The sequence below is a fragment of the Bradyrhizobium sp. SPXBL-02 genome, from assembly GCF_051853065.1.
Lineage (GTDB): Bacteria > Pseudomonadota > Alphaproteobacteria > Rhizobiales > Xanthobacteraceae > Bradyrhizobium.
Genome location: NZ_CP182474.1, coordinates 4,673,939 through 4,696,480, shown reverse-complemented (window position 1 = coordinate 4,696,480; position 22,542 = coordinate 4,673,939). Strand labels below are relative to the sequence as shown.

Sequence of the window (22,542 nt, the reverse complement as noted above, 5' to 3'; positions counted from 1 at the left end):
CGCCGCTCCGTCAGATCAAGTCGGTCAGCGACGCGTAATAGCCTTCGAAGCCGCGTCGCTTCTTCAGCACGGTCTCGAGATATTCGCCGAGTACGGCCGTGTCCTGCACCGGGTCCTTGACCACCGCGCCGATCATGTTGCTGGCGAGCGTTTCGGGCGTCAGCTTGCCGTCATTGAAGAAGGTCGCCTGGCTGATCCCGCCGATCATCACCGCGATTGCCTCGGCCGTTGACAAACCCCCCGAGGGCGACTTCAGCGCGACCTTGCCGTCCTCGGTCGAGCCCGAGCGCAGCTCGCGGAAGATCGACACCACCCGCGCCACCTCGTCGGCGACGTTCTTCGGCGCCGGCAGGTCGAGAGTCTGCGCCATCTCGCCGACGCGCTTGACGATGATCGCCACTTCCTCCTCGGCGCTGTCTGGCAAGGGCAGCACGACGACGTTGAAGCGGCGCTTGAGCGCCGAGGACAGTTCATTGACGCCCTTGTCGCGGTTGTTCGCGGTCGCGATGATGTTGAAGCCGCGCTGGGCGTACACGGCGGTGTTGAGCTCGGGGATTGGCATCATCTTTTCCGACAGCACCGTGATCAGCGTGTCCTGCACGTCGCTGCCCATTCGCGTCAGCTCTTCGAAACGGCAAAGCTTGCCGCTCTCCATCGCGCGCATCAGCGGAGTAGGCACCAGGGCTTCGCGGCGCGGACCGTGTGCGAGCAATTGAGCATAATTCCAGCCGTAGCGGATCTGGTTCTCGTCAGTGCCAGCCGTGCACTGGATCACCAGGGTGGAGTCGCCGGTGATGCCCGCGGCGAGGTGCTCGGAGACCCATGACTTCGCCGTGCCCGGTACGCCCAGCAGCAACAGCGCGCGATCGGTCGCGAGCGTCGCAACGGCGGTCTCGATCAGACGCCGATCTCCGACATACTTGGGCGTGATCACCGTGCCGTCAACCGCCTTGCCGCCCATCAGATAGGTAACGACCTGCCGCGGTGCGAGTGCCCAGCCCGGTGGGCGATGCTGATCGCCCGTCGCAAGCGCCTTCAGCTCCGCCGCATAGCTCTCCTCGGCGGGCAGGCGCAGTTTCTCGCTCATGGTTTTGCTCCCTTGTCGTCCAACGCGGCGTTGAGCCGCAGCATGTCGAGGCGCGGGTCGCCTTGCAGCAGGCCTGCACCGGCTAGACCATTCAGCGCGCCTCGCGCGCCCTCGCGTGAGGCAATCAGGCCGAGCGCATGAAATTCCTCAGCGTCGTCGGAGGGCCTCGCATCGTCCCGCTGGAGCGCCGCAAGCAGCGTCTTGCCCGCAGGTGCGGACAGTGGATCTCGGAGCCGCGCAGCCGTTCCCGCGATCAGTTGCGCCAGCTCGAAACGGATGCCGCGCGCGTTCAAGGCCGCCTCGGCGTGCCTTGCGCGCTCGGCGGGCGCAAGCCGGGCAGCCAGCGATATGATGAGGCCAGTCGCATCGTGTTCGCTGACCGCGTCGGCCGCTTGCGAGACTTGCGCATCGGCTCCCGTGGCCACGATCAGATCGACCAGCGCCGCATCGGCGGTCTGGTCTGTGTTCCAGTCCCAGGCCGCGATCAGCTCCTGCGGTGCAAGGCCCAGCGCGCCGGCGAACGATGTCAGGTCGGCGCCATCGAACAGCGCCTTTCGGCGCAGCGATTGTGCCGCCGTCTTGAGAGGCTCGGCCTGGACCACGCGCGAGCGGCGCAACAGGCCCTTGGTCTTTACTGCGAAAAATCCGGCGAGCTCCGCCGTGTCCTCGCCCGCAGCAGGGCCGCGGCCAAGGCGTGCGAGCAGCGAGGTCGCAAGCGCCTTGACCTTGGGGGCACGATCGTTCGCCGCGACGCCTTCGAGAAAGGCGAGATCCTCATCGGACAGCCGTTCCGACAGCAAAGACAACAGGCGCCACCGCGTGTCGGCCGTCTCACCGGCAAGCTTAGCTTCCAGCACTGCGCGCGCCGCAGAGGGATCGCGCCTCCTGAGCTCGGCCAAGGCGACCTTGCGCGCTGCCGGCCAGAAATCGTCCCAATTCTCGGCGCTGAGTCGGTCGTCCGTCTGCCGCCGTGTGGCGCTATCGGACGCTGCAATCGCCGCCCAGTCGCGCCACCCGGCGTAGAGATCGGGCACATCGTCATCATCGGCTTGGGGCATCCAGTCGGCAGGATGCATCGTCCAGCCGCGCGCCGCGAGGAAGTGGACGAGGTCGGTCTTGACCTTGCCCTGCTTCTTCGTGGTCAGGATCCGGCGCACCAGCGGACGCAAGGTCTCGGGCACAGTCGGCAATGCAAGCGCGGGAATGTCGGGCAGAATGCGAAGCGATGAGGAGGGCTCCATCGTCAACGCGGTGCCGAGAAACTGACCCGAAAGTGCAAGCAGCCGCAACTCGGCCTCGACCGCATCGTCGCCGAGCTCGGCACGCCAGAACGAGGCTGCTGGCGCGGCTGGTGATCCCATGGTCCAGCGCGTGAGCACCGCACCCATCGCGTCGTAGATCGTCTCGGCCTTGATGACATCACTCATCGCTGCCGATCCGTCCCCAGGAGGTCTGTGCGGCCAGGATCGTGAGCCGGTTGCCCGACCAGATCGCGGCTGTGCGCATCAGCGCTGTTCCGACCAGCAGGCCCTCCGTGTTGCCGGCGACGGGCAGCGTGGCGGTGCCGTCGGCGGCGCGCCACCAGGCACCCCCTGTCTCGTCGCGCGCGATCCGCCCCTGCGGCAGCAGCAGCGGCATTTCGATCACCCACGGCTCTGCGAGCAGGGGGCGTGTCAAGGCGTCGCCGAGCGCGGTGTCTGCAGCCGGCCATTCCAAGGCAGGTGTCTCTTCGCTCGCATCGCGCCGCACGAGCAGGGCGCGCAGCGGCTGCTGCGACGGATAGAGGACGAGCTCAGCCTGGAATCGGTCGCCGGGCGTGAAGACCGAGCCGCGTCGTCCGGCACTCGCCGGGAAGAAGTCGAGCAGCATCGCAAAGCGCGGACCGTTCGGAGCCAGATTGAGCAGCCAGGTCGTTTGCGACACCAATCCGTCGCGGCGCGTCTGCACTTGCTCGGCCAGGACCTCCCAGCGCGCATCGACCCGCAGCGCTTGCGGATCGCTCAGCACGGTCTCGCGCGTTTCCGATGCGGCGACGGCGCGCCTGATCTCGGCATCGCGCGGGGCGGCACGGAAGGCGCGCGCGAGCAGGACCAGCTTGCCGAGCTCGACCACGGCGGCACGTGGCCGGTCGCCTGCGGCAAGTGCGAGCAGGCGGGACGGCAGTTCGTCGATCCGGCCGGCGAGCACCGCGGCCTTGCCGTCGACCAGCCGTGCCGCGATCCGTCGGCATCGCGCGGTGGCATCGTCGATGAAGCCCGACAATCCCAGGCGCAATTGATCGCCGATCCATTGCTCGAGCGCATCCAGCGCGTCGAGAATGGCCCGCTCGGTCTCCTCGCTGCGTCTGGCGGCCTGGGCCTCGCGCCGCGCTATATCCTTTGGATCCTCGGCCACTTCGGGCTCGGCCGCGCGCGCGGCGCGCACATCCTTGTCGCCGGCGGGCGGCGCATTGCTCCCGGGCTTTGCCGCGGACGTGCCGCGCCGGCGGCCCAGCCAATCGCTGACCCAGGCCGGTGTTTCCGCGGGCACGAACGGCACGATCGCTTCTGCATTCAGCCACAACAGGCCGAGCACGTGCTTGCAGGGGAATTTGCGCGAAGGGCAGGTGCACTTGTTGCCGAGATCGCGCAAGTCGGCCATCACGCGGTACGGATTGGCGCCGGAGCCCGCGCATTCGCCCCAGATCAGCGCGCCATCCTGGCTTGCGCCGACGCCGGACCATTTGGCGGGCTTGGCGAGGCCAGCCGCCGCCTTGAGCGAGGATTGATCGGTAGCGAGTTGCTCGACCGCTTTCAGATCAATCGCCACGCCGCTGTCCCAAATCGAATCCAGGAGCGGCAGTATATCGGTACAGGATGAAAGCTCAATGTCGCCGCGAGCGATCCAGGTGCTGCACGCGGGGATGGTGGTGTCGCTCGGCTTCCGCCAAGTCGAGCTCAAGCTCATGGCGGACCTTCCGCGAGAGCTTTGCCGCGATCAGCGCATGCGCCTGCATGAGTTAGGTCGTGAGCTCGGCGTCCGGCAGGGTGCTGTTGCTCGCATGGCAACAGCGAAGTTGATGTGCTGCCGCTCTTTGTGAGTTGTGCCGGAGCCGCGGACCGCTACCATGCGCCGGCTCTACTGGAACTCGAGAGCCAAGCACAATGAGCGGAGGCGACATGAGCGGTCAGCAACGCAAAGCGAAGGGATCGGACCTGTTCGTCGCGGCACTGGAGAATGAAGGTGTCGACCGCATCTTCGGCATTCCCGGCGAAGAGAATCTCGATCTGGTCGAATCGCTGCGCGCCTCCAGGATCGAGCTGGTCCTGACCCGCCACGAGCAGGCCGCTGCCTTCATGGCCGCCACCCATGGGCGGCTGACCGGCAAGCCCGGCGTTTGTCTGTCGACGCTCGGCCCCGGTGCACTCAACCTGTCCACGGGCGCGGCCTATGCGCATCTCGGTGCCATGCCGATGATCCTGATCACCGGCCAGAAGCCGATCATGAGCAGCCGGCAGGCGCGCTTCCAGATCGTGGACGTGGTCGCGACCATGAAGCCGCTCACGAAACTGTCGCGGCAGATCGTCAGCGCCTCGAGCATCCCGACCGTGGTGCGCGATGCGTTCCGCGCGGCGATGGAGGAGCGTCCGGGTCCGGTGCATCTCGAGCTGCCCGAGGACATCGCCGGCGACGAGGTGCCTGATGTCCCGGTGATCCCCGTTCACCCGATCGAAATCCCGGTCGCCCATCGCGCCGCGCTCGACCGCGCCGCCGAGATGATCATGGCCGCAAGGCGCCCGCTGGTGATGATGGGCGCTGCGACCAGCCGGCCGCGTTCGACCCACGGCATCGCAAGCTTCGTGCGGCGGACCGGCATTCCGTTCTTCACCACGCAGATGGGGAAGGGGACCGTGCCCGGCGGCACCAATCTCTACATGGGCACTGCGGCGCTGTCGGAACGCGATTACGTTCACGACGCGATCGATGCCGCCGACTTGATTGTCGCGATCGGTCACGACCCGGTCGAGAAGCCGCCTTTCATCATGGGGCCTTCAGGGCCAAAGGTGATTCACGTCAGCTACACGCCGGCGAGCGTCGAGCAGGTCTATTTCCCCGATGCCGAGGTCGTCGGCGACGTCGGCCCGAGCCTGGAACTGCTGGCGGACCGGCTCGAAGGCAAGCTGCCGCAGGCCGCGGCGCTGCTCCCGCTGCGCGAAGAGATCCTGAAGCACATCGCCGACCGCGCCACCGAGGCGCGCTGGCCGCCGACGCCGCAGCGCATCGTGCACGACATCCGCCAGGTGATTCCCGAGAACGGCATCGTCGCGCTCGACAACGGCATGTACAAGATCTGGTTCGCGCGCAATTACCGCACCCGCGTCGCCAACACGCTGCTGCTCGACAATGCACTGGCGACCATGGGCGCCGGCCTGCCGTCGGCGATGATGGCTGCGATGCTCTATCCCGACCGCCGCGTGCTTGCGGTTGCCGGCGACGGCGGCTTCATGATGAACAGCCAGGAGATGGAGACGGCGGTCCGCCTCAAGCTCAACCTCGTCGTATTGGTGCTGGAGGACAACGCCTACGGCATGATCCGCTGGAAGCAGGCGGTGGATCATTTCGCCGATTACGGCATGACTTTTGGCAATCCCGACTTCGTCCTCTACGCGAAAGCCTATGGCGCCAAGGGTCATCGCATCGAGACGATCGACAGCTTCGGCCCGACGCTCGACGCCGCCTTCAGGGAAGGCGGCGTGCATCTGGTCTCGATCCCGGTCGACTATTCGGAGAACGTGCGGGTGCTCGTCGACGAGCTGCGGGCGCATGAGAAGGCGAAGGGGTGATTGATGAGGACAAAACTGTTTCCACATCGTCATTGCGAGCGCAGCGAAGCAATCCAGACTGTCTCCGCGGAAAGATTCTGGATTGCTTCGCTGCGCTCGCAATGACGGGCGCTATCGGCGGTATCTCCAGCCAACTGAGATCCGCACTTGTACTGCGGATACCGATCCCCGACACTCAATCATTCACCAACCACAGGACTATGAAATGACCCGCATTCGTTGTGTCACCGAGATGGGCATGGGCGTCGACGTCCACGGCCGGGACGCCACCAAGGCGGCGAAGAGGGCGGTGTCGGATGCCATCAGGCATTCCAGCCTCGGCTTCTTCCGGATGATCGGCAAGACCGCGAACGACATGTTCGTGGACGTCACGATCGGGGTTCCGAATCCAGAAGCCGTCGACAAGGAGGCTGTCGCCAAGGAGTTGCCTTACGGCACGGTGACCGTGACCGCGGTCAAGGGCGGGCTGGAGATTCCCTCGGCCACGGAAGTGGCCAACGATCCCATCCTCATTGCCAATGCCGCCGTCATCGTTAGCTTCGACAGGGACTAGGCCGATGTCGGCGAGCAATGAGGCGCTGCTGGATCGCCCGATCTGGAGCGCGTTGACGACGAGCCACAAGCATCTGGCGGAGGGCGGCCCGCAGGCTCTGCGCTATCCCGTGGACATGACGCCGTTTGCCGATATGCCAGATATGTCCGCCGCAAGCTTTGCGGCGCTCGGCGAACTCGTGTCGGGCTCGCAAGTCGCGGTGCTGTTCACGCCCGAGCCGGTCGAAATTCCCGCCGGCTTCAAGGTGCTGCTCGCCGAGACCGGCGAGCAGATGATCGGCTCGCCCGCCGACACGTCGCTGCGTGATGCCGAGATCGTCCGCCTGGGCGCGGCCGACGTTCCCGCCATGATGGCGCTGATCGAGCTGACCAAGCCCGGGCCGTTCGCGGCGCGGACACACGAGCTCGGCACCTTCCTCGGCATCCGCGCGCACGGCGAGCTGGTCGCCATGGCCGGCGAGCGGATGAAGCCCGGCAATTTCACCGAGATGACGGCGGTCTGCGTGCATCCCGATCATCGCGGTCGCGGTTACGCGCAGGCGTTGCTCGCCGCCATCGCGCGCCAGATCGAGGCGCGCGGGGAAATTCCGTTCCTGCACGTGTTCTCGAACAATACGTCGGCCATTGCGCTGTACCAGCGGCAGGGCATGCGGATTCGGCGGCGCCTGCACGTCACCGTGCTGATGAAGCGGGTCTGAGCTGCGCGGTGGGCTTCATATCCCGGCAAATCGCGCTATATCGATTCCAACCACAATTGGGGGGAGCACATGGACGCCAGAACGCCTGATTTTTCCGCCGTACGGACGGCGATGCAACGCTACGTCGATCAGGAGATCATTCCGGGCGTGTCCTGGGCCGTGCTGCGCGGCCGCGAGGTGGTCGATCAGCAATGCGTCGGCTTTGCCGACCGCGAGGCCAACACTGCGCTGCGGCCCGACCACATCTTCCGCGCGTTCTCCAACACCAAGATCTTCGTCACCTGCGCGATCATGCTGCTGGTCGAGCAAGGCCGCATCGGGCTCGATGACCCGGTCGAAAAATTCCTGCCGCAGCTCGGCAATCGCAAGGTGCTGAAGCAGGGCGCTTCAAGCCTCGCCGATGTCGAGCCGGCAAAGAGCCCGATCACGATCCGCCAGCTCCTGACCCACACCTCCGGCCTCAGCTACGGCATCTTCGATCCCGGCACGGTGCTGTTCAAAGGCTACAACGAAGCGCGCGTGCTCAATCCGCTGACGCCGCTCAGCGACATGATCGACAAGCTCGCCGACCTGCCGCTGTCCTATCACCCAGGTACGGCCTGGGAATATTCGGTGGCGACCGACGTGCTCGGCCGGATCGTCGAGGTCGTCTCCGGCCAGCCGCTCGATGCCTTCCTGAAGGCGCGCATCTTCGATTCCCTCGGCATGGCCGACACCGGCTTTTATGTCCCCGAGGCCCAGCAGGGCAGGCTGGTCGCGCTCTACAACGGCGCCGATGTGCTCGATCCCATGAAGCCCGGCCTGACGCGCGCGGACAATCTGCCGTTTCCACAAGCCTATCGACGGCCGTTCCCGCGGCTCTCGGGCGGCGGTGGTCTGGTCTCGACCCTGCCGGACATGCTCGCGCTGGTCCGAGCATTGTTGCCCGGGTCTGACGCGCTGCTCAAGCCGGAGACGCTGCGGCAGATGATGACCAACCAGCTCCCGGCAGGGCAAACCATCCGCTTCGCCAATCTCGGCCCGATCCCCGGCAAGGGCTTCGGCCTCGGCGGCGCCGTCACCTTCGCGCCGACGCCGTTCGATCCGCCGAGCTCGACCGGCGAATTTCAATGGGGCGGCTTGGCCGGCACCCATTGGTGGATCTGCCCGGAGGCCAATACGGCCGGCGTGCTGATGGCCCAGCGCTACATGGGCTTCTGGAATCCGTTCTTCTTCGAATTCAAGCGCCTGGCCTATCAGGCTGTCGGAAGCTGATCGCAAAGAATCTTCCGTCAGCGCGAATCCTTTTTGGCCGTCGCGTCCTCTTGATGGTCGAGGCAATCGGTCTCGGCCCATGTCGGAGGATGTGATGGGATTCTATCGAAAGAACATCGGCGGACTGCATCAGGCGGTGCGGGTCGTCCTGGGTATCGCGGTCGCGGTTGCGGCGTTCGTTTATCTTGCCGGTGCGGCGGCATGGCTGGTCGCGCTCGGTGGCGCCGGCTTCGCGCTGACCGGTCTCGTCGGTTATTGCCCGATGTGCGCGATGGCGGGCATCGGCAAGGGAGGGATGTCGTGAGCGCGGCGGCGATCTCGCCAAGTCTGTTCGAGGCCGCACGGCTCGGCGATATCAGGGCGATCGCGCGCCTGCTCGAGACGGCACAGCCGGACATCCGCCGCTACGCGCGCGCGACCTGCCGCAGCTCGGCGGACGCCGAGGATGCGACGCAGGAGGCGTTGTGGATTCTGTTCCGTCACGTCGGCACGATTCGTTCGCTGCTGGCATTGTCGGCCTGGTTGTTCAGCGTTGTCCGGCGCGAATGCCTGCGGCTTGCGCGTCGGGCCGGCCTTATGCCGGCTGTCGATGAGGGCGAGGCGGAGGCCGCACTGCTGTTGCGCCCTGAGGCCGACCTGCGGCTCGACGTCGCCGCGGCGTTCGAGGCGCTGCCGCCGCACTATCGGGATGTCGCGCTGATGCGCGACGTCAAGGAGATGACGATCGATGAGATTGCCGCCGCGCTGGGCGCGACCAGGCAGACCGTGAAGGCGCGGCTGCATCGCGCCCGCGCGTTGATGCGCGAATATCTGACGAGATGAGAGACGATCGAATTCAGAAAATTATGAAGTGACGTGGGCGGGAGACATCGCCTCCCGCCCACGGTTTCGCTTCAATCCTTCCACGGATCGAACTCGCCTTCGCCGGCCATGGCGACGGCGAACGGCCGCAGCGTGTGCAGCACCCGCACGGTGCCGGCGTGCTGGGCCAGCACGTCCGGCAGGCGGCGATAGGCCATCGGGCTCTCGTCGAGGTCGGCACCGATCAAGGTGACGCCGCGCTCGTTCAGCCAACGGTCCATCTCCTCGCGCGAGAAGCGCCGCTTCGCCTCACGTCGTCCGAACAGGCGGCCGGCGCCGTACACGGTCGAGTAGAGCGAAGCCTTGGCTTCCGGGCTGTCGACGCCCTCGAGGATGACGGCGTCGTCGCCCATCGAGCCGCCGACGAATCCCTTCTGGCCGGGAAACGCCGGGGTCGCGCCCTTGCGCACCACCCACAAATCCTTGCCGTCGTGGGTCTCACGCCAGGCATAATTGTGGTGGTTGTGCACGCTCTCGGTGACGCTGCCGCCGATGATCTGGCGGACACGCTCGACGACCCACTCACGGCCCGCATAGGCGTAACGCCCGGCGAGCTGCATCGCCGCGATGTAGCGGCGGCCGACCTCGCTGTCCTCGTCGACCACGGCGGGCGGGACGTTCATGCCGTCCTTGCCGCCGGCGGCCTTGAGGTAGCGCGTCGCGGAGGTGTGCCCGAGACCGCGGCTGCCGAAATGGACGCCGATCCAGACGAAGCCTTCCTCGTCGCGCATGAGGTCGACATAGTGGTTGCCCGATCCGACCGTGCCGAGCTGCTTCACCGCTTTCTGACGGTAGTCCTCCATGTCGCTTTCGCGCCAGGCGTCGCCGTCGTCGAACAGGTCGTGCTCGGCCCGTTCCGCGTTGGCACGTCCGATGCCGAACGAGATCACCTTGGCGACGTCGCGGATGATCGTGGGAGCGATCTCCGCAATGTCGTCGAAGCGGGTGTCGAGCCGAGCCGCCATGTTGCCGCAGCCGATGTCGAAGCCGACGCCGGAGATGCTGATCTGCTTCTCATAGGCGATGACCCCGCCGACCGGCTGGGCGTAACCGAGATGGCCGTCGGCGCAGATCACGCCGGAGACGACGTTGCCGATCGCCATGCAGTTGCGCATCTGCGCGATCGTCGCATCCTCGTGCGGGCCGAACACCTTCAGGGGCGCGTTCTGGAAGCGGGCGTCCTGCGTCCGGAACTCGGCGATCGAGCTCGCGGTCGCATTGGCCTCGCGGGCAAGATGCTCCTTGCGCGCGGCGTCCTTGTACAGGCACCAGGCCGGCTGGCCGCGTCCTTCGCCGACGCGCGAGTCGGGATCGACACCGGCGGCGAGGCAGAGCTCGCGGGCGCGTTCCATGTAGGGATCGGGTCGTCGCATGGTCCTAGGTCCTTGTCATTCCGCGCGCGCCATAACGGGGCGGGCGGATCATTTCAGAGATTTGCTGGCCCCGGGCGCGGCTCGCGTCCGGGGCCATTGTCGTTGCGCTCAGTTCAACGCCGTCTCCGACGCCGCGATCCACGCGACCACGGCCTCAGAGAAGCCGTTGACGCGGGTCCAGGCGCCGTGGCCGACACCGTGCTGATACGAGGCCACGTTCACCATCGTGCCGCGCGCTTTGGGCTCGGGCACCTGGTCATGGCTCTGCTCGTCGGTGAAGACGATCAGGCGATCGCCCTTGCGGTCGATCTCCGCCACCGCCTTGCCGAGCCAGGTTCCGCTATGCGGCTGCGAGTCGATGATCGCATCTCGAAGCGCGAAGCCGCGGCGGGGAGGGACCTTCACCACCCTGTCGGAGAAGGTGAAGATCTCGACCTCGTCGCAGATCTCGCGCGCGAGGATGGCAAGGCCACACGCCGCCTCCGCGCGCGTCATTTCCGACTGAGCGGAGAGCGTCGCGAACATCGAGCCCGACACGTCGATCAGGAGCCGGGTACGGCCCGGAAGCCGCACATGGTCCTTGACCGACTTGAGCATCGCTGCCTCGAGCTCGGGCTCGAAGTCCGGCGCATAGCGTGCCGCCGTGATGAAGCGGTAGGGAAGGATACGATCCGTCCGCATCGCCTCGATCGCGCCTGCGATGGTCTCGCGCGGGACCTGCGCAGTCTGCATCAGCCGCAGATTGCGCAGCAGCGCGAGGCCGCCGAGCTTTCGCTCGGCGATCAGCCGCTCGAAGGTCTCGCGCTTGTCCTTGCCGGCCGAGAGCGAAACTTCCCAGGTGTCGGGGGAGGCGAGCTCGCCGTCGACGAGCTGCTTCCACACCTTCGCCTGTTCGGCATCCCTGGGCTTGGCGTGCACGAGGAACAAGACGTCCCTGATCCGCACCGCACCGTCGCGGTCCCACTTGGCGAGCTGGTAGGCGTCGAACTTGGTCAGCGCCCGGGCAAGACCCTTCTTCACCTGCGCCGACACCGGCTGCCGCTTGCGCTGCTGCATTGGCCCCAGCGCATCCGCCCAGTAGATCGCGAGCAGCTCCGTCATCTCGTCGGGACGCTGGATCACCTGAGCGAGCGTGTCCGCGACGAGGCCGCGGTGCTTCTCGTTCCGCGCCATCTCGCGGATGACGAGGAGCGGTGCGTGCCGCAGCTTCATCACCTCGCGGGCCTCGATCGCGAGCTGCGCGACGCGCTCCGGCGCCACCTTGGGCACGAGGGCCTTGATGCGGTCGGCGATCGCAACGCCGTCCTCATAGAACTGGTCCTCCCACAGGAGGCAGTTCATCAGTGCCCGCTTCAGCTCCATCTCGGGCGTGAAGCGCCTTGCACGCGCGCCCTCCCGCGTGAAGGCGCGAACGATCTTGTTGAGCCTGACCATGACGGCCTCCTCTTGGGTTGACGGGGACATGAAACGGTGCCGGGGAACAGTCGAGGCTGTCCTGCCCACGAGGGGCTCCACATGCTCTACCGCTGAGCTACGGACTTTCGTCCGGAAGGAGTCGAACCTTCGACAGTGTGATCACGAAGTAACAGCACTCTTCACCACCGGCGGTGGCAGAACGGACACGATCCGGGAACAGGCGATTGCTGTACCCAGCGAGCCGAAGCTCGCCGGAAAGCGCTCTATCCTCTGAGCTACCGGTGCATGGAACACCGGGCGGGATTCGAACCCGCGACCTCTCGCGTTGCAGGCGAAGTAACAGAAATCTTCACCACGGACCGTGATGGGGTTAGCGGGGAACGATCGATGCTGTTGCTGCCCTTGCGGGCGATCCGCCTTTCGGCGCGCAGGGTTCGAACCTGCTCGGCGCTTTCGCGCCTTCACCACGAAGTAACAGACATCTTCACCACCGCCAGGCCGACGCCTTCGCGTCGGCCGTTGATAGGTACGCTGGGGAACGGGCGATATCGCCTTGTTGGGATGGCAACCAAGTGTCCTCCACCTGTGACAATCGCGCAGAGCGCGTAAGTCAGAGGCGAAGTTCGAGCCCGCTCTTCCATCGTGTGAAGTATTCGATATCCTCACCACCAGCGTCGGTTGAGCCGCGACCACTCGCGGCCAACCGATTTACAAAAATTCGATCGCGGCGCTGTCGACGCGCCGCACTTTGCGAACCCTGAAGGGTTCGCTCTGCCATCGGTGTCCGGCTCATCGCCTCGTTCCCTCCGGCAGGCCCCGCGCACTTGGACACGCGCCTTCTCAGCGCGAGCCCGGGATCCGGGTCTCCCGTTCCGGCCATCGCCGGTTGTTCGGTTGGGCCGCGCGGCGGGCAACAAAAAACCCTCCGGAGCGGCAGGCTCGGGAGGGTCCGTGAGAAGCGGACTGTCGATCTTGCGGTCAGGCAAGATCGCTCCCATCAGCCGGGCATGCGCAATCGAATAGCTTGTGGCTATTCGGCGTGCGGACAATTCTTTCGTAGCGGTACGACATCGCTCGGTTCATGGTGTCTGTCGCAAACGGAAGTGCTTGCGAGGGCGCGGGACATACGCCCGCAACTTGCGGATGTCAAGCGAGACGCGTGCGGAAACTGAAATTGACGGACGCATGACTTGCCAAAACTATTTGGGGCTCGACGGATTTCGTTTCGGCTGGGTCGCAGCGTGGATCGACGCGCGCGGCGATCACGGCTTCGATTATTCGCCTAGCCTGACGCGTCTGCTCGCATTGCCGCACGCCCGCGCGATGATCGACATGCCGATCGGACTGAACGTGAGCGGCTATCGTGCCTGCGATTTGCGCGCACGGGAGCTGATCGGCCCTGCCGTGTTTCTGGGCGCGCGCCGCGACCTCTGGACCTTTCCGGACCTGGCGGCGGCCAATCGCCATTACTGGAAGCACGAAGGCGAGGGCAGGGGCGTGTCGGCGCAGCTCTGGAATATCAGGGACAAGATCAGGGAAGTCGATGAGGCCATGACGCCGGCGCGGCAGGCGACGATCGGCGAAGCGCATCCGGAATTGATCTTCTGGAATCTGGCAGGGCGCGTGCGGCTCGAACCGAAGACCTCGCCGCGGGGGCGAAAGCAGCGTATCGCGTTGCTGGGAGACCGCGGCTTCACTGAGGTCGAGAGATGGCTCACGCTTCGCCACGGCACCGGGATCGGTCGCGACGACCTCATCGACGCCTGTGCCTGCGCCGTCGCAGCGCGCGACAGCGCGCAATCCGTTGGCGACGGCAGGACCGATCCGCGCGGATTGCGGATGGAGATCAACTTCTGACGGCGATCAGCCCTCGACTTCGCCTTCGAGCTGACCGCGGCTGTCGGGGTCTGGATATGAGCCGCCCTCGTCGTCCAGTCTCGTTGCTCGCGATTCGTACTCGTCGGCCATCGTCCGCAACCGTTGCGCGGCTTTGCTGTGCTCGAGATCGTTCGCGACGCGGCGACAGCGTTCAGCGTGGTCGAGCAGGGCGCGTTTCTCGATGTTCATCGAGCGACAACGCGCGAGGGGGCCATTGGTCCCTGCGCAAGCCGCCGGAACAGCACGATCGCTTCGCAGCGAGATCGGGAAAAAATAGCAATATTTAGTGCCGCCTGGAACGTGGCGCCTGAGCCGACGTTCTACGCCAGAGGCTGTCGAGGGACATAATACGATGTACGACGTGTGCCAATTGGCGACCGCGATGCTCGCGATCGCCTTTACGGCCCTGCTGTTGATCACGGGTCAACGGTTCATCGAATCTCGGCTGCAGCGTGAAGCAAAGCCCCCGATCGTAGCGATGGCGACGCTGCCGCCCTAAGCACAGCCGGAAGTCACTTGCGCACTGCGGTATCTTGCCTAGATTGAGCACGCCTCAGTCCATGCAAAGGTCCCGATGTCCGATCTGTCCGTCTTCCCCATCACCAAGCGTTGGCCAGCCAAGCATCCCGAACGACTCCAGCTCTATTCGTTGCCGACGCCGAACGGCGTCAAGGTCTCGATCATGCTGGAGGAGATCGGGCTTCCTTACGAAGTCCACCTCGTCGATTTCGGCAAGGACGATCAGAAGACGGCCGAATTCCTCTCGCTCAATCCGAACGGCAAGATCCCGGCGATCCTCGATCCGAACGGCCCCGGCGGCAGGCCGCTGCCGCTGTTCGAATCCGGGGCGATCCTGCAATACCTCGCCGAAAAGACCGGAAAGCTGCTGCCGCAGGATGCCGCGCGGCGTTACCAGACGCTTCAGTGGCTGCACTTCCAGATGGGCGGCGTCGGGCCGATGTTCGGCCAGGTCGGCTTCTTCCACAAATTCGCCGGCAAGGATTACGAGGACAAACGGCCCCGCGACCGCTACGTCGCCGAAGCCAAGCGCCTGCTCGGCGTGATGGATGTGCATCTCGCCGGCCGGCAATGGTTCATGGACGATGACTACACCATCGCCGACATCTCCATGCTCGGCTGGGTGCGCAATCTCATCGGCTTTTATGGCGCCGGCGATCTCGTCGAGTTCACCCAGTTCAGGGCGGTCGGTGCCTGGCTCGAGCGCGGGCTTGCGCGTCCGGCGGTGCAACGCGGATTGAACATTCCGCAGCGGCCGTAGGCCATCCCTAGAACAGCCGCCCGCCGTTCGGCACCGGCTTGCTCGGCTGCACCAGCACGACCTTGCCGTTGGCATCGGGGAAGCCGAGCGTCAGCACCTCGGAGACGACCGGGCCGATCTGGCGCGGCGGGAAATTGACGACGGCCGCGACCTGTTGCCCCAGGAGGGTTTCGAGCGGGTGGTTTTCAGTGATCTGGGCCGAGCTCTTGCGCACGCCGATGGCGGGGCCGAAATCGATCCACAGCCGCCAGGCCGGCTTGCGCGCTTCCGGAAACGGTTTTGCGTCGACGATGGTGCCGACACGGACGTCGACCGCGAGAAAAGAGTCGAAATCGATGATCGGTGCGGCGGCTGCGGCGGGATCGTGGGTGACGTGCATGGTGATGTCCGTTTAAAGAGTTGGCGCGTGCCGCAATATTGTCGCGCGACGCGGAGTTTCGTACAACGCCACGCACATCACCGATACGCCATGCGCGAGGACTGTCTTGCCCACCATCATCTACGGCATCAAGAACTGCGATACCATGAAGAAGGCCCGCGCCTGGCTCGATACCCATGGCGTGGCGTACGCGTTTCACGACTACAAGGCCGCGGGTGTGGAGAAGGACAGGCTCGAGCAGTGGACCGACAAGGTCGGTTGGGAGACCCTGCTCAATCGCGCCGGGACGACCTTCAAGAAGCTGCCCGATTCTGACAAGGAAGCCCTCACCGAGAAGAAGGCGCTGGCATTGATGCTAGCGCAACCATCGATGATCAAGCGGCCGGTGCTCGAAATCGGAAGCAAGCTGCTGGTCGGCTTCAAGCCGGATATCTATGCCAAGGAGGTCGGTGGCAAGGCGCGCTGACGGCTAGTTCAGCTCGATGATCTCGTTGGAAATAGCGGGGCCCGGCTGGTCCGCGAACTCGACCGTCTCGGCGGGTGCGATGCGGCCGGGGGCGCGATGAAACAGCTCGCGGTCGATCACGGCCCGCAGCTTCGGGCGCGGCAGCGCGTCATTTCCGCGCATCAGATTCTTGATCTCGAAGCCGCCGTCCTCGCAGAACGTCTTCACTGACGCGATGACGTGGCTGATCCTGCCGTCGGTCAGGAACGGCAGCAGCAGCCGCTCATACGCGACGATGCGGCCATAGGTGTCGTCGACCTCGGCAACGCTGTAGACCGGAAGGCCGCGCGCGACGCATTCGAGATAGACCGGCACCACGTAGGGTGCGAGCCGAGGTCCGACATAGTCATCGAGCGAAACGCCCTTGCCGGTATGCCCATAGGCGCGCGAGATGCGCGTGCCTTCGCTCTGGATGACGAGACGCGGCGTCGGCGTCGAAAGCTCCACCGTATAGTAGATCAGATCCGACAGCTCCTCCTCGAGCCGTGCGGGCTGATACTCCCAGATCGCCGGAACGATCTGCTGACGCGCATAAAGTCGCAGCCACGTGTTCAGGAGATCGCGCTGCCGGATCGACTTGACGACGGAGGGAGCCGCGCTTGCAAAATCCAAAGCAATATTCTCCGCACGTGAAAACCCGCGCATGATCGGGCTTGCGGGGAAATTATTGATGAAGGCTGGCGCGGGAGACGAAAGACCGTTAACGACGGCTTGATGGCCGGTGCCTTGCGAACCGGGAAGGCCGGGCAGGCACGACATCGACCTCTGCGACTAAGGGAGCATTTGTATCCCAGCCGAAGGCCTGACCTGCTCAGCTTTCCGCCTTGCCTAACCCCCGTCACCTCCGGCATATTCCGCGCCCGGAGGCGGCGCCCCGGTGGGCTGCAAGTCCTCCGGACAGCCGAAGCAACAAGGACAGCCACGCGCCGCGCGGGCAGGGGGAAAACTGTTTGGCCGATGAGTTCATTCTCGAAACGGAAGGCTTGACCAAGGAGTTCGCGGGCTTCTTCGCCGTCCGCGACGTTGCGCTCAAGGTTCGCCGTGGGAGCATTCATGCGTTGATCGGCCCGAACGGGGCCGGCAAGACGACCTGCTTCAATCTCTTGACCAAGTTCCTCAAGCCGTCGGCCGGGAAAATCCTGTACAAGGGGCAGGACATCACCGCGATGGCGCCGGCGGATGTGGCCCGCATGGGGCTGGTCCGTTCGTTCCAGATTTCGGCGGTGTTTCCCCATCTCACCGCGCTAGAGAACGTCCGCGTCGCGCTGCAGCGCCAGCATGGCTCCTCGTTCGACTTCTGGCGCTCCAAGTCGGTGCTCAACCGCTTCAATGATCGCGCGCGCGAGCTTTTGAGCGACGTCGGCCTCAGCGAGTTTGCCAATACGCCCGCGGTCGAGATGCCCTATGGGCGCAAGCGGGCGCTCGAGATCGCAACCACGCTCGCGCTCGACCCGGAAATGATGCTGCTCGACGAGCCGATGGCCGGCATGGGCCACGAGGACATCGACAAGATCGCGGCGCTGATCAAGCGCATCTCCGCGAAATACACCATCCTGATGGTCGAGCATAACTTGAGCGTCGTGGCCAACCTCTCCGACATCATCACCGTGCTGACGCGCGGGCAGGTGCTCGCGCAGGGCCATTACTCCGAGCTCACCAAGGACGAGCGCGTCAAGGAAGCTTACTTGGGAGCCGGTCATGCCTGACACTGCGATCGCCGAGGCTCCGGCCAAGGCTGCGACCGGCGGGAACATCCTGCAAGTCCGCAACCTCGAAGCCTGGTACGGCGAGTCCCACATCCTGCACGGGATCAACTTCGACGTGAATGCGGGCGAGGTCGTCACCCTGCTCGGGCGTAACGGCGCCGGCAAGACCACGACGCTGAAGTCGATCATGGGCATCATCGGCAAGCGTGCCGGTTCGGTGAAGTTCAACAACCAGGAGATCATCCGCGCGACCTCCGACAGGATCGCGCGCATGGGCATCGCCTTCTGCCCGGAAGAGCGGGGCATATTCTCCAGTCTCGACGTCCGCGAGAACTTGATGCTGCCGCCGGTGATCCGTGAAGGCGGATTGTCGCTCGAGCAGATCTTCGAGTTGTTCCCGAACCTGAAGGAGCGGCTGAACAGCCAGGGCACCAAGCTCTCGGGCGGCGAGCAGCAGATGCTCGCGATCGCGCGCATCCTGCGCACCGGCGCGAGCTTCCTGATGCTGGACGAGCCGACCGAGGGCCTCGCGCCCGTCATCATCCAGCAGATCGGCCACACCATTGCGCGGCTCAAGAAGGAGGGCTTCACGATCCTTCTGGTCGAGCAGAATTTCCGCTTCGCCTCCACCGTCGCCGACCGCTATTACGTGGTCGAGCACGGCAAGATCATTGACGGATTTTCCAATTCCGAGCTTGCCGCCAACATGGACAAGCTCCACACCTATCTCGGTGTGTAGCCGAGCAGGGCGGACGATCGAGAGTAACTATCAAAGGAATATTGGGAGGCTGATTATGAAGCACGGCATTTCGGCAATGTTGCTCGGGACGGCCCTGGCGCTCGGCGCGGCAGGTGGCGCAGTCGCGCAGGACAAGAACATCAAGATCGGCGTGCTGACCGACAATTCGGGACTCTATGCCGATCTCGGTGGCTCTGGCTCGACCGTCGCCGCACAGATGGCGATCGAGGATTCCGGGCTCGCTGCCAAGGGCTGGAAGCTCGACCTGATCTCCGCCGACCATCAGAACAAGCCCGACATCGGCTCCACGATTGCCCGGCAATGGATCGACGTCGAGAAGGTCGACATCTTCATGGATGTGCTGAACTCCGGCGTTGCGCTGGCGGTGAACAACATCGTCAAAGAGAAGAATTCCATCCTGATCAACACAGGTGCGGCGACGTCGGATCTCACCAACGCGCAATGCTCGCCGAACACGGTCCACTGGGTCTATGATACCTATATGCTGGCCAACAGCACCGGGCAGGCGCTGGTGAAGGCGGGCGGCGACACCTGGTATTTCCTCACCGCGGACTACGCCTTTGGCCATGCCCTCGAGCGCGACACCGCCGCGGTCGTGGTGAAGTCGGGCGGCAAGGTGATCGGCAATGTCAAGCATCCGCTGAATACTGCCGACTTCTCGTCGTTCCTGCTTCAGGCGCAGGCCTCCAAAGCCAAGATCATCGGCATGGCGAATGCCGGCGGCGACACCACCAACACCATCAAGCAGGCAGCGGAGTTCGGCATCGTCTCCGGCGGCCAGAAGCTTGCGGGCCTGCTGCTCTTCATCACCGACGTGCACTCGCTCGGTCTGAAGGTGGCGCAGGGCCTGAACTTCACCGAGACCTTCTATTGGGACATGAACGACGGTACGCGCGCGTTCTCCAAGCGCTTCTCCGAGCGCATGAAGAACAAGGCGATGCCCTCGATGGTGCAGGCCGGCGTCTACTCGGGTCTGCTGCATTATTTCAAGGCGCTGGAGGCGATGGGCGGCAACCCGCATGACGGGGCCAAGGTGGTCGCCAAGATGAAGGAGATGCCGACGGAGGATCCGCTGTTCGGCAAGGGAACGATCCGTGCGGACGGCCGCAAGCTACATCCCGCCTATCTGTTCGAGGTCAAAAAGCCCGAGGAATCCAAGGCGCCCTGGGACTATTACAAGCTGATCGGCACGACCCCCGGCGACCAGGCCTTCCGGCCGCTGTCGGAAAGCGCCTGTCCTCTGGTGAAGAAGTAACGGTGAACGATGCAGGCCGGTGCGCAACGGCGCCGGCCTGTTGTTGAGGAATAAAAGGGACCGGGTGCGGGATCGATGCAGGCTCTTTACGCTCAGCTACTGGTGGGACTGATCAACGGCTCGTTCTACGCGCTGCTCAGCCTCGGGCTTGCCGTCATCTTCGGCATGCTCAACATCATCAATTTCGCCCACGGCGCGCTCTACATGATGGGCGCCTTCGTCGCCTATTTCCTGTTGAACCTCGGCGGCATCAATTATTGGTGGGCGCTGCTGCTGGCGCCGATCATCGTCGGCATCTTCGGCATGATCCTGGAGCGGACCATGCTGCAATGGCTGACCGGGCTCGATCATCTCTACGGCCTGCTCCTGACCTTCGGCATCGCGCTGATCGTGCAGGGCGTGTTCCAGAACTATTTCGGCTCCTCGGGTCTGCCTTACGCCATTCCCGACCAGCTCAGGGGCGGCATGAATCTCGGCTTCATGTTCCTGCCGATCTACCGCGGCTGGGTCGTCGTGTTCTCGCTGGCGGTGTGCCTCGCGACCTGGTTCCTGATCGAGAAGACGCAGCTCGGCGCTTACTTGCGCGCCGCCACCGAAAATCCGACGCTGGTGCGCGCCTTTGGCATCAACGTGCCGCGCATGATCACGCTCACCTACGGTCTCGGCGTCGGCCTTGCCGCGCTCGCCGGCGTGCTCTCCGCGCCGATCAACCAAGTGCGGCCGCTGATGGGCGCCGACCTCATCATCGTCGTGTTCGCGGTGGTCGTGATCGGCGGAATGGGTTCGATCATGGGCTCCATCATCACCGGCTTCGCGCTCGGTGTGATCGAGGGCCTGACCAAGTATTTCTACCCCGAGGCCTCCAACACCGTCGTGTTCGTGCTGATGGTGCTGGTGCTCCTGGTGAAGCCAACGGGATTGACGGGAAGGGCGGCCTGAGATGACAACCCTGACGGACGACACGCTGCCGACAACCCCGCGCGCGATGCGCGACGAGATGACCGTGTTCGTGGCGATGGCGCTGCTGCTGGCAGCGGTGCCGTTCACGGGCCTCTACCCGTTCTTCGTGATGCAGGCGCTGTGCTTTGCGCTGCTTGCCTGCGCGTTCAACCTGCTGGTCGGCTATGGCGGCCTGCTGTCGTTCGGCCACGCCATGTTCTTGGGGACAGCCGGCTATTGCAGCGCGCATGCGCTGAAAGTGTGGGCGCTGCCGCCGGAGCTCGGCATTCTCGTCGGCGTGGCCGCGGCGTTCGTGCTCTCGATCATCACGGGCTACATCTCAATCCGCCGGCAGGGCATCTATTTCTCGATGATCACGCTGGCGCTGTCGCAGCTGTTGTACTTCATCTATCTCCAGGCCCCGTTCACCCATGGTGAGGACGGCATCCAGGGCATCCCGCAAGGACGCATGTTCGGCCTGCTCGATCTCTCCAAGCCGACGGTGCTGTACTATGTCGTGCTGGTTGGCTTCCTCGCCGGCTTCCTCCTGATCTTCCGCATCATCAACTCGCCGTTCGGCGAGGTGCTGAAGTCGATCCGCGAGAACGAGCAGCGCGCGATCTCGCTCGGCTACCGCACCGACCAGTACAAGTTCCTGGCCTTCGTCCTGTCGGGGACGCTCGCCGGCTTTGCCGGCGCGCTGAAGGTGTTCGTGGCGCAGAACGCCTCGCTCACCGACGTGCACTGGTCGATGTCGGGCGAGGTCGTGCTGATGACCCTGGTCGGGGGGCTCGGCACCATTTTCGGCCCCGTGGTCGGCGCCTTCGTGATCATCGCCATGCAGCAATATCTGGCGGGTTTCGGCCAGTGGGTGACGGTGATCCAGGGCGCGATCTTCGTGGTCTGCGTGCTCACCTTCCGCCGCGGCGTCATCGGCGAAATCGCGCATTACTTCCGGCGGTCGCTCTAAGCGGCTGATATTGCACCAATTTCATTGATGCAGGAAAGCGGTGGATGATCCGGCTCCGCGGGCGTGAGATGACGCGCGCGGATCGAAAATGGTCTATGACAGTTTTATGACAGCCCCTCGCGGGCCTGACCATTTTCAACCGGTAGCCAATCCCCATGATGCGATGGTTTCGTGCGTTCCTGCCCAAGGAAGAACGGTTCTTCGACCTGTTCGACCGACATGCCCAGACCGTGATCCAGGGCGCAATCGCCCTGCAGGGCATGCTCAATGGGGGTGAGGAGACGCCGGTCTATTGCCAGCGCGTCAACCAGTTCGAGAACGACGCGGATAACATCACCCGCGAGGTGCTGACGGCGGTGCGCCGCACCTTCATCACCCCGTTCGACCGCGGCGACATCAAGAACCTGATCACCTCTCTGGACGATGCCATCGACCAGATGCAGCAGACAGCCAAGGCCGTGATGCTGTTCGAGGTGCGCGCCTTCGAGCCGCCGATGCGCGAGATCGGCGGACTCCTGATCGAATGCGCCAATCTGGTGGGACGCGCGCTGCCTTTGATGCAGTCGATCGGTCCGAACGTCGCCATGCTGACCGCGATCACGGAAGAGCTCGGCAAGCTGGAGGGCCGGGTCGACGATCTCCACGATATCGGGCTGAAGGAGCTGTTCCTCAAGCATCGCGACGGCAATGCGATGGATTTCATCGTCGGGGTCGAGATCTACGACCATCTCGAGAAGGTGGCGGACCGCTTCGATGACGTTGCGAACGAAATCAACAGCATCGTCATCGAGCAGGTATAGGGCCTCG

At 64.6% G+C, this 22,542-nt stretch carries 25 protein-coding genes; 17 read left to right on the top strand and 8 right to left on the bottom strand.

Annotation, left to right across the window (positions count from 1 at the left end):
• Window positions 1–10: 10 nt before the first annotated feature.
• The 3 genes from ACNJYD_RS22105 to ACNJYD_RS22095 are packed head-to-tail and all read right to left on the bottom strand — an operon-like array spanning window position 11 to window position 3,895.
• Window positions 11–1,087 (bottom strand): ATP-binding protein, encoded by a 1,077-nt coding sequence (locus ACNJYD_RS22105; RefSeq protein WP_172786400.1) that lies wholly within the window; start codon window positions 1,085–1,087, stop codon window positions 11–13.
• Window positions 1,084–2,514, bottom strand: coding sequence for a DUF5691 domain-containing protein (locus tag ACNJYD_RS22100; RefSeq protein WP_439363289.1), 1,431 nt, complete (start codon window positions 2,512–2,514; stop codon window positions 1,084–1,086). Before ACNJYD_RS22100 ends, ACNJYD_RS22105 begins: the two co-directional genes overlap by 4 nt.
• The gene (locus tag ACNJYD_RS22095) at window positions 2,507–3,895 is read right to left on the bottom strand and encodes an SWIM zinc finger family protein (protein WP_439363288.1); all 1,389 of its coding nucleotides are present in this window, start codon (window positions 3,893–3,895) and stop codon (window positions 2,507–2,509) included. Before ACNJYD_RS22095 ends, ACNJYD_RS22100 begins: the two co-directional genes overlap by 8 nt.
• A 58-nt stretch (window positions 3,896–3,953) precedes the next feature.
• On the opposite strand from ACNJYD_RS22095, the gene ACNJYD_RS22090 reads away from it, so the two are divergent.
• The 7 genes from ACNJYD_RS22090 (at window position 3,954) to ACNJYD_RS22060 (ending at window position 9,236) form a co-directional block, all read left to right on the top strand.
• Window positions 3,954–4,166, top strand: a complete 213-nt coding sequence (locus ACNJYD_RS22090; RefSeq protein WP_172786403.1) for a hypothetical protein — start codon at window positions 3,954–3,956, stop codon at window positions 4,164–4,166.
• Window positions 4,167–4,245: 79 nt separating this feature from the next.
• Window positions 4,246–5,910: an acetolactate synthase large subunit gene (locus ACNJYD_RS22085; protein WP_439363287.1), complete on the top strand. Its 1,665-nt coding sequence runs from the start codon at window positions 4,246–4,248 to the stop codon at window positions 5,908–5,910.
• Window positions 5,911–6,115: 205 nt separating this feature from the next.
• On the top strand, window positions 6,116–6,463 hold the full coding sequence (locus ACNJYD_RS22080) for a Lin0512 family protein (protein WP_172786405.1): 348 nt from the start codon (window positions 6,116–6,118) through the stop codon (window positions 6,461–6,463).
• A gap of 4 nt (window positions 6,464–6,467) precedes the next feature.
• On the top strand, window positions 6,468–7,160 hold the full coding sequence (locus ACNJYD_RS22075) for a GNAT family N-acetyltransferase (RefSeq protein ID WP_439363286.1): 693 nt from the start codon (window positions 6,468–6,470) through the stop codon (window positions 7,158–7,160).
• 69 nt (window positions 7,161–7,229) lie between these two features.
• Window positions 7,230–8,414: a serine hydrolase domain-containing protein gene (locus ACNJYD_RS22070; protein WP_439363285.1), complete on the top strand. Its 1,185-nt coding sequence runs from the start codon at window positions 7,230–7,232 to the stop codon at window positions 8,412–8,414.
• Window positions 8,415–8,508: 94 nt separating this feature from the next.
• Window positions 8,509–8,718 carry a YgaP family membrane protein gene (locus ACNJYD_RS22065; RefSeq protein ID WP_172786408.1) on the top strand — a complete coding sequence of 70 codons (210 nt, stop codon included), beginning with the start codon at window positions 8,509–8,511 and terminating at the stop codon, window positions 8,716–8,718.
• Window positions 8,715–9,236, top strand: coding sequence for an RNA polymerase sigma factor (locus ACNJYD_RS22060; RefSeq protein WP_172786409.1), 522 nt, complete (start codon window positions 8,715–8,717; stop codon window positions 9,234–9,236). The genes ACNJYD_RS22065 and ACNJYD_RS22060 overlap by 4 nt, the downstream gene beginning before the upstream one ends.
• A gap of 71 nt (window positions 9,237–9,307) precedes the next feature.
• Here ACNJYD_RS22060 and ACNJYD_RS22055 read toward each other — a convergent pair whose 3' ends face one another.
• Window positions 9,308–10,648 carry an RtcB family protein gene (locus tag ACNJYD_RS22055; protein ID WP_439363284.1) on the bottom strand — a complete coding sequence of 447 codons (1,341 nt, stop codon included), beginning with the start codon at window positions 10,646–10,648 and terminating at the stop codon, window positions 9,308–9,310.
• A gap of 108 nt (window positions 10,649–10,756) precedes the next feature.
• Window positions 10,757–12,082: a TROVE domain-containing protein gene (locus tag ACNJYD_RS22050; protein WP_439363283.1), complete on the bottom strand. Its 1,326-nt coding sequence runs from the start codon at window positions 12,080–12,082 to the stop codon at window positions 10,757–10,759.
• A 1,167-nt stretch (window positions 12,083–13,249) separates the two neighbouring features.
• Here ACNJYD_RS22050 and ACNJYD_RS22045 point away from each other — a divergent pair.
• Complete coding sequence (locus ACNJYD_RS22045) at window positions 13,250–13,921, top strand: DUF429 domain-containing protein (protein ID WP_439363282.1); 672 nt, start codon at window positions 13,250–13,252, stop codon at window positions 13,919–13,921.
• Between the two features lie 6 nt (window positions 13,922–13,927).
• Here the strand turns inward: ACNJYD_RS22045 and ACNJYD_RS22040 are convergent, their stop codons facing one another.
• Window positions 13,928–14,131 (bottom strand): hypothetical protein, encoded by a 204-nt coding sequence (locus ACNJYD_RS22040; protein ID WP_172786412.1) that lies wholly within the window; start codon window positions 14,129–14,131, stop codon window positions 13,928–13,930.
• 163 nt (window positions 14,132–14,294) lie between these two features.
• Between ACNJYD_RS22040 and ACNJYD_RS22035 the strand changes: the two genes are divergently transcribed.
• Both ACNJYD_RS22035 and ACNJYD_RS22030 read left to right on the top strand, forming a co-directional pair.
• The gene (locus ACNJYD_RS22035; protein ID WP_175424029.1) at window positions 14,295–14,441 is read left to right on the top strand and encodes a hypothetical protein; all 147 of its coding nucleotides are present in this window, start codon (window positions 14,295–14,297) and stop codon (window positions 14,439–14,441) included.
• Window positions 14,442–14,516: 75 nt separating this feature from the next.
• Complete coding sequence (locus tag ACNJYD_RS22030; RefSeq protein WP_271508350.1) at window positions 14,517–15,221, top strand: glutathione S-transferase family protein; 705 nt, start codon at window positions 14,517–14,519, stop codon at window positions 15,219–15,221.
• A gap of 7 nt (window positions 15,222–15,228) precedes the next feature.
• On the opposite strand, the gene ACNJYD_RS22025 is transcribed toward ACNJYD_RS22030, so the two are convergent.
• Window positions 15,229–15,600 carry a tRNA-binding protein gene (locus tag ACNJYD_RS22025; protein WP_439363281.1) on the bottom strand — a complete coding sequence of 124 codons (372 nt, stop codon included), beginning with the start codon at window positions 15,598–15,600 and terminating at the stop codon, window positions 15,229–15,231.
• A 106-nt stretch (window positions 15,601–15,706) separates the two neighbouring features.
• Between ACNJYD_RS22025 and ACNJYD_RS22020 the strand changes: the two genes are divergently transcribed.
• Window positions 15,707–16,066, top strand: a complete 360-nt coding sequence (locus tag ACNJYD_RS22020; protein WP_439363280.1) for an ArsC family reductase — start codon at window positions 15,707–15,709, stop codon at window positions 16,064–16,066.
• A 3-nt stretch (window positions 16,067–16,069) separates the two neighbouring features.
• Here ACNJYD_RS22020 and ACNJYD_RS22015 read toward each other — a convergent pair whose 3' ends face one another.
• The gene (locus ACNJYD_RS22015; RefSeq protein WP_439363279.1) at window positions 16,070–16,750 is read right to left on the bottom strand and encodes a hypothetical protein; all 681 of its coding nucleotides are present in this window, start codon (window positions 16,748–16,750) and stop codon (window positions 16,070–16,072) included.
• Window positions 16,751–17,055: 305 nt separating this feature from the next.
• On the opposite strand from ACNJYD_RS22015, the gene ACNJYD_RS22010 reads away from it, so the two are divergent.
• The 6 genes from ACNJYD_RS22010 to ACNJYD_RS21985 all read left to right on the top strand — a co-directional run bounded on the left by ACNJYD_RS22010 (window position 17,056) and on the right by ACNJYD_RS21985 (window position 22,535).
• Window positions 17,056–17,811: an ABC transporter ATP-binding protein gene (locus ACNJYD_RS22010; RefSeq protein WP_172786417.1), complete on the top strand. Its 756-nt coding sequence runs from the start codon at window positions 17,056–17,058 to the stop codon at window positions 17,809–17,811.
• Entirely contained in the window at window positions 17,804–18,550 is a 747-nt protein-coding gene (locus ACNJYD_RS22005; RefSeq protein WP_212257518.1) for an ABC transporter ATP-binding protein, read from the top strand. Before ACNJYD_RS22010 ends, ACNJYD_RS22005 begins: the two co-directional genes overlap by 8 nt.
• A 55-nt stretch (window positions 18,551–18,605) precedes the next feature.
• Window positions 18,606–19,826, top strand: a complete 1,221-nt coding sequence (locus ACNJYD_RS22000) for an ABC transporter substrate-binding protein (RefSeq protein ID WP_439363278.1) — start codon at window positions 18,606–18,608, stop codon at window positions 19,824–19,826.
• Between the two features lie 75 nt (window positions 19,827–19,901).
• Complete coding sequence (locus ACNJYD_RS21995; protein ID WP_036000843.1) at window positions 19,902–20,765, top strand: branched-chain amino acid ABC transporter permease; 864 nt, start codon at window positions 19,902–19,904, stop codon at window positions 20,763–20,765.
• Window position 20,766: 1 nt separating this feature from the next.
• Complete coding sequence (locus ACNJYD_RS21990; protein ID WP_172786420.1) at window positions 20,767–21,735, top strand: branched-chain amino acid ABC transporter permease; 969 nt, start codon at window positions 20,767–20,769, stop codon at window positions 21,733–21,735.
• A gap of 155 nt (window positions 21,736–21,890) precedes the next feature.
• Window positions 21,891–22,535 carry a DUF47 domain-containing protein gene (locus tag ACNJYD_RS21985; RefSeq protein WP_166816744.1) on the top strand — a complete coding sequence of 215 codons (645 nt, stop codon included), beginning with the start codon at window positions 21,891–21,893 and terminating at the stop codon, window positions 22,533–22,535.
• Window positions 22,536–22,542 lie beyond the last annotated feature (7 nt).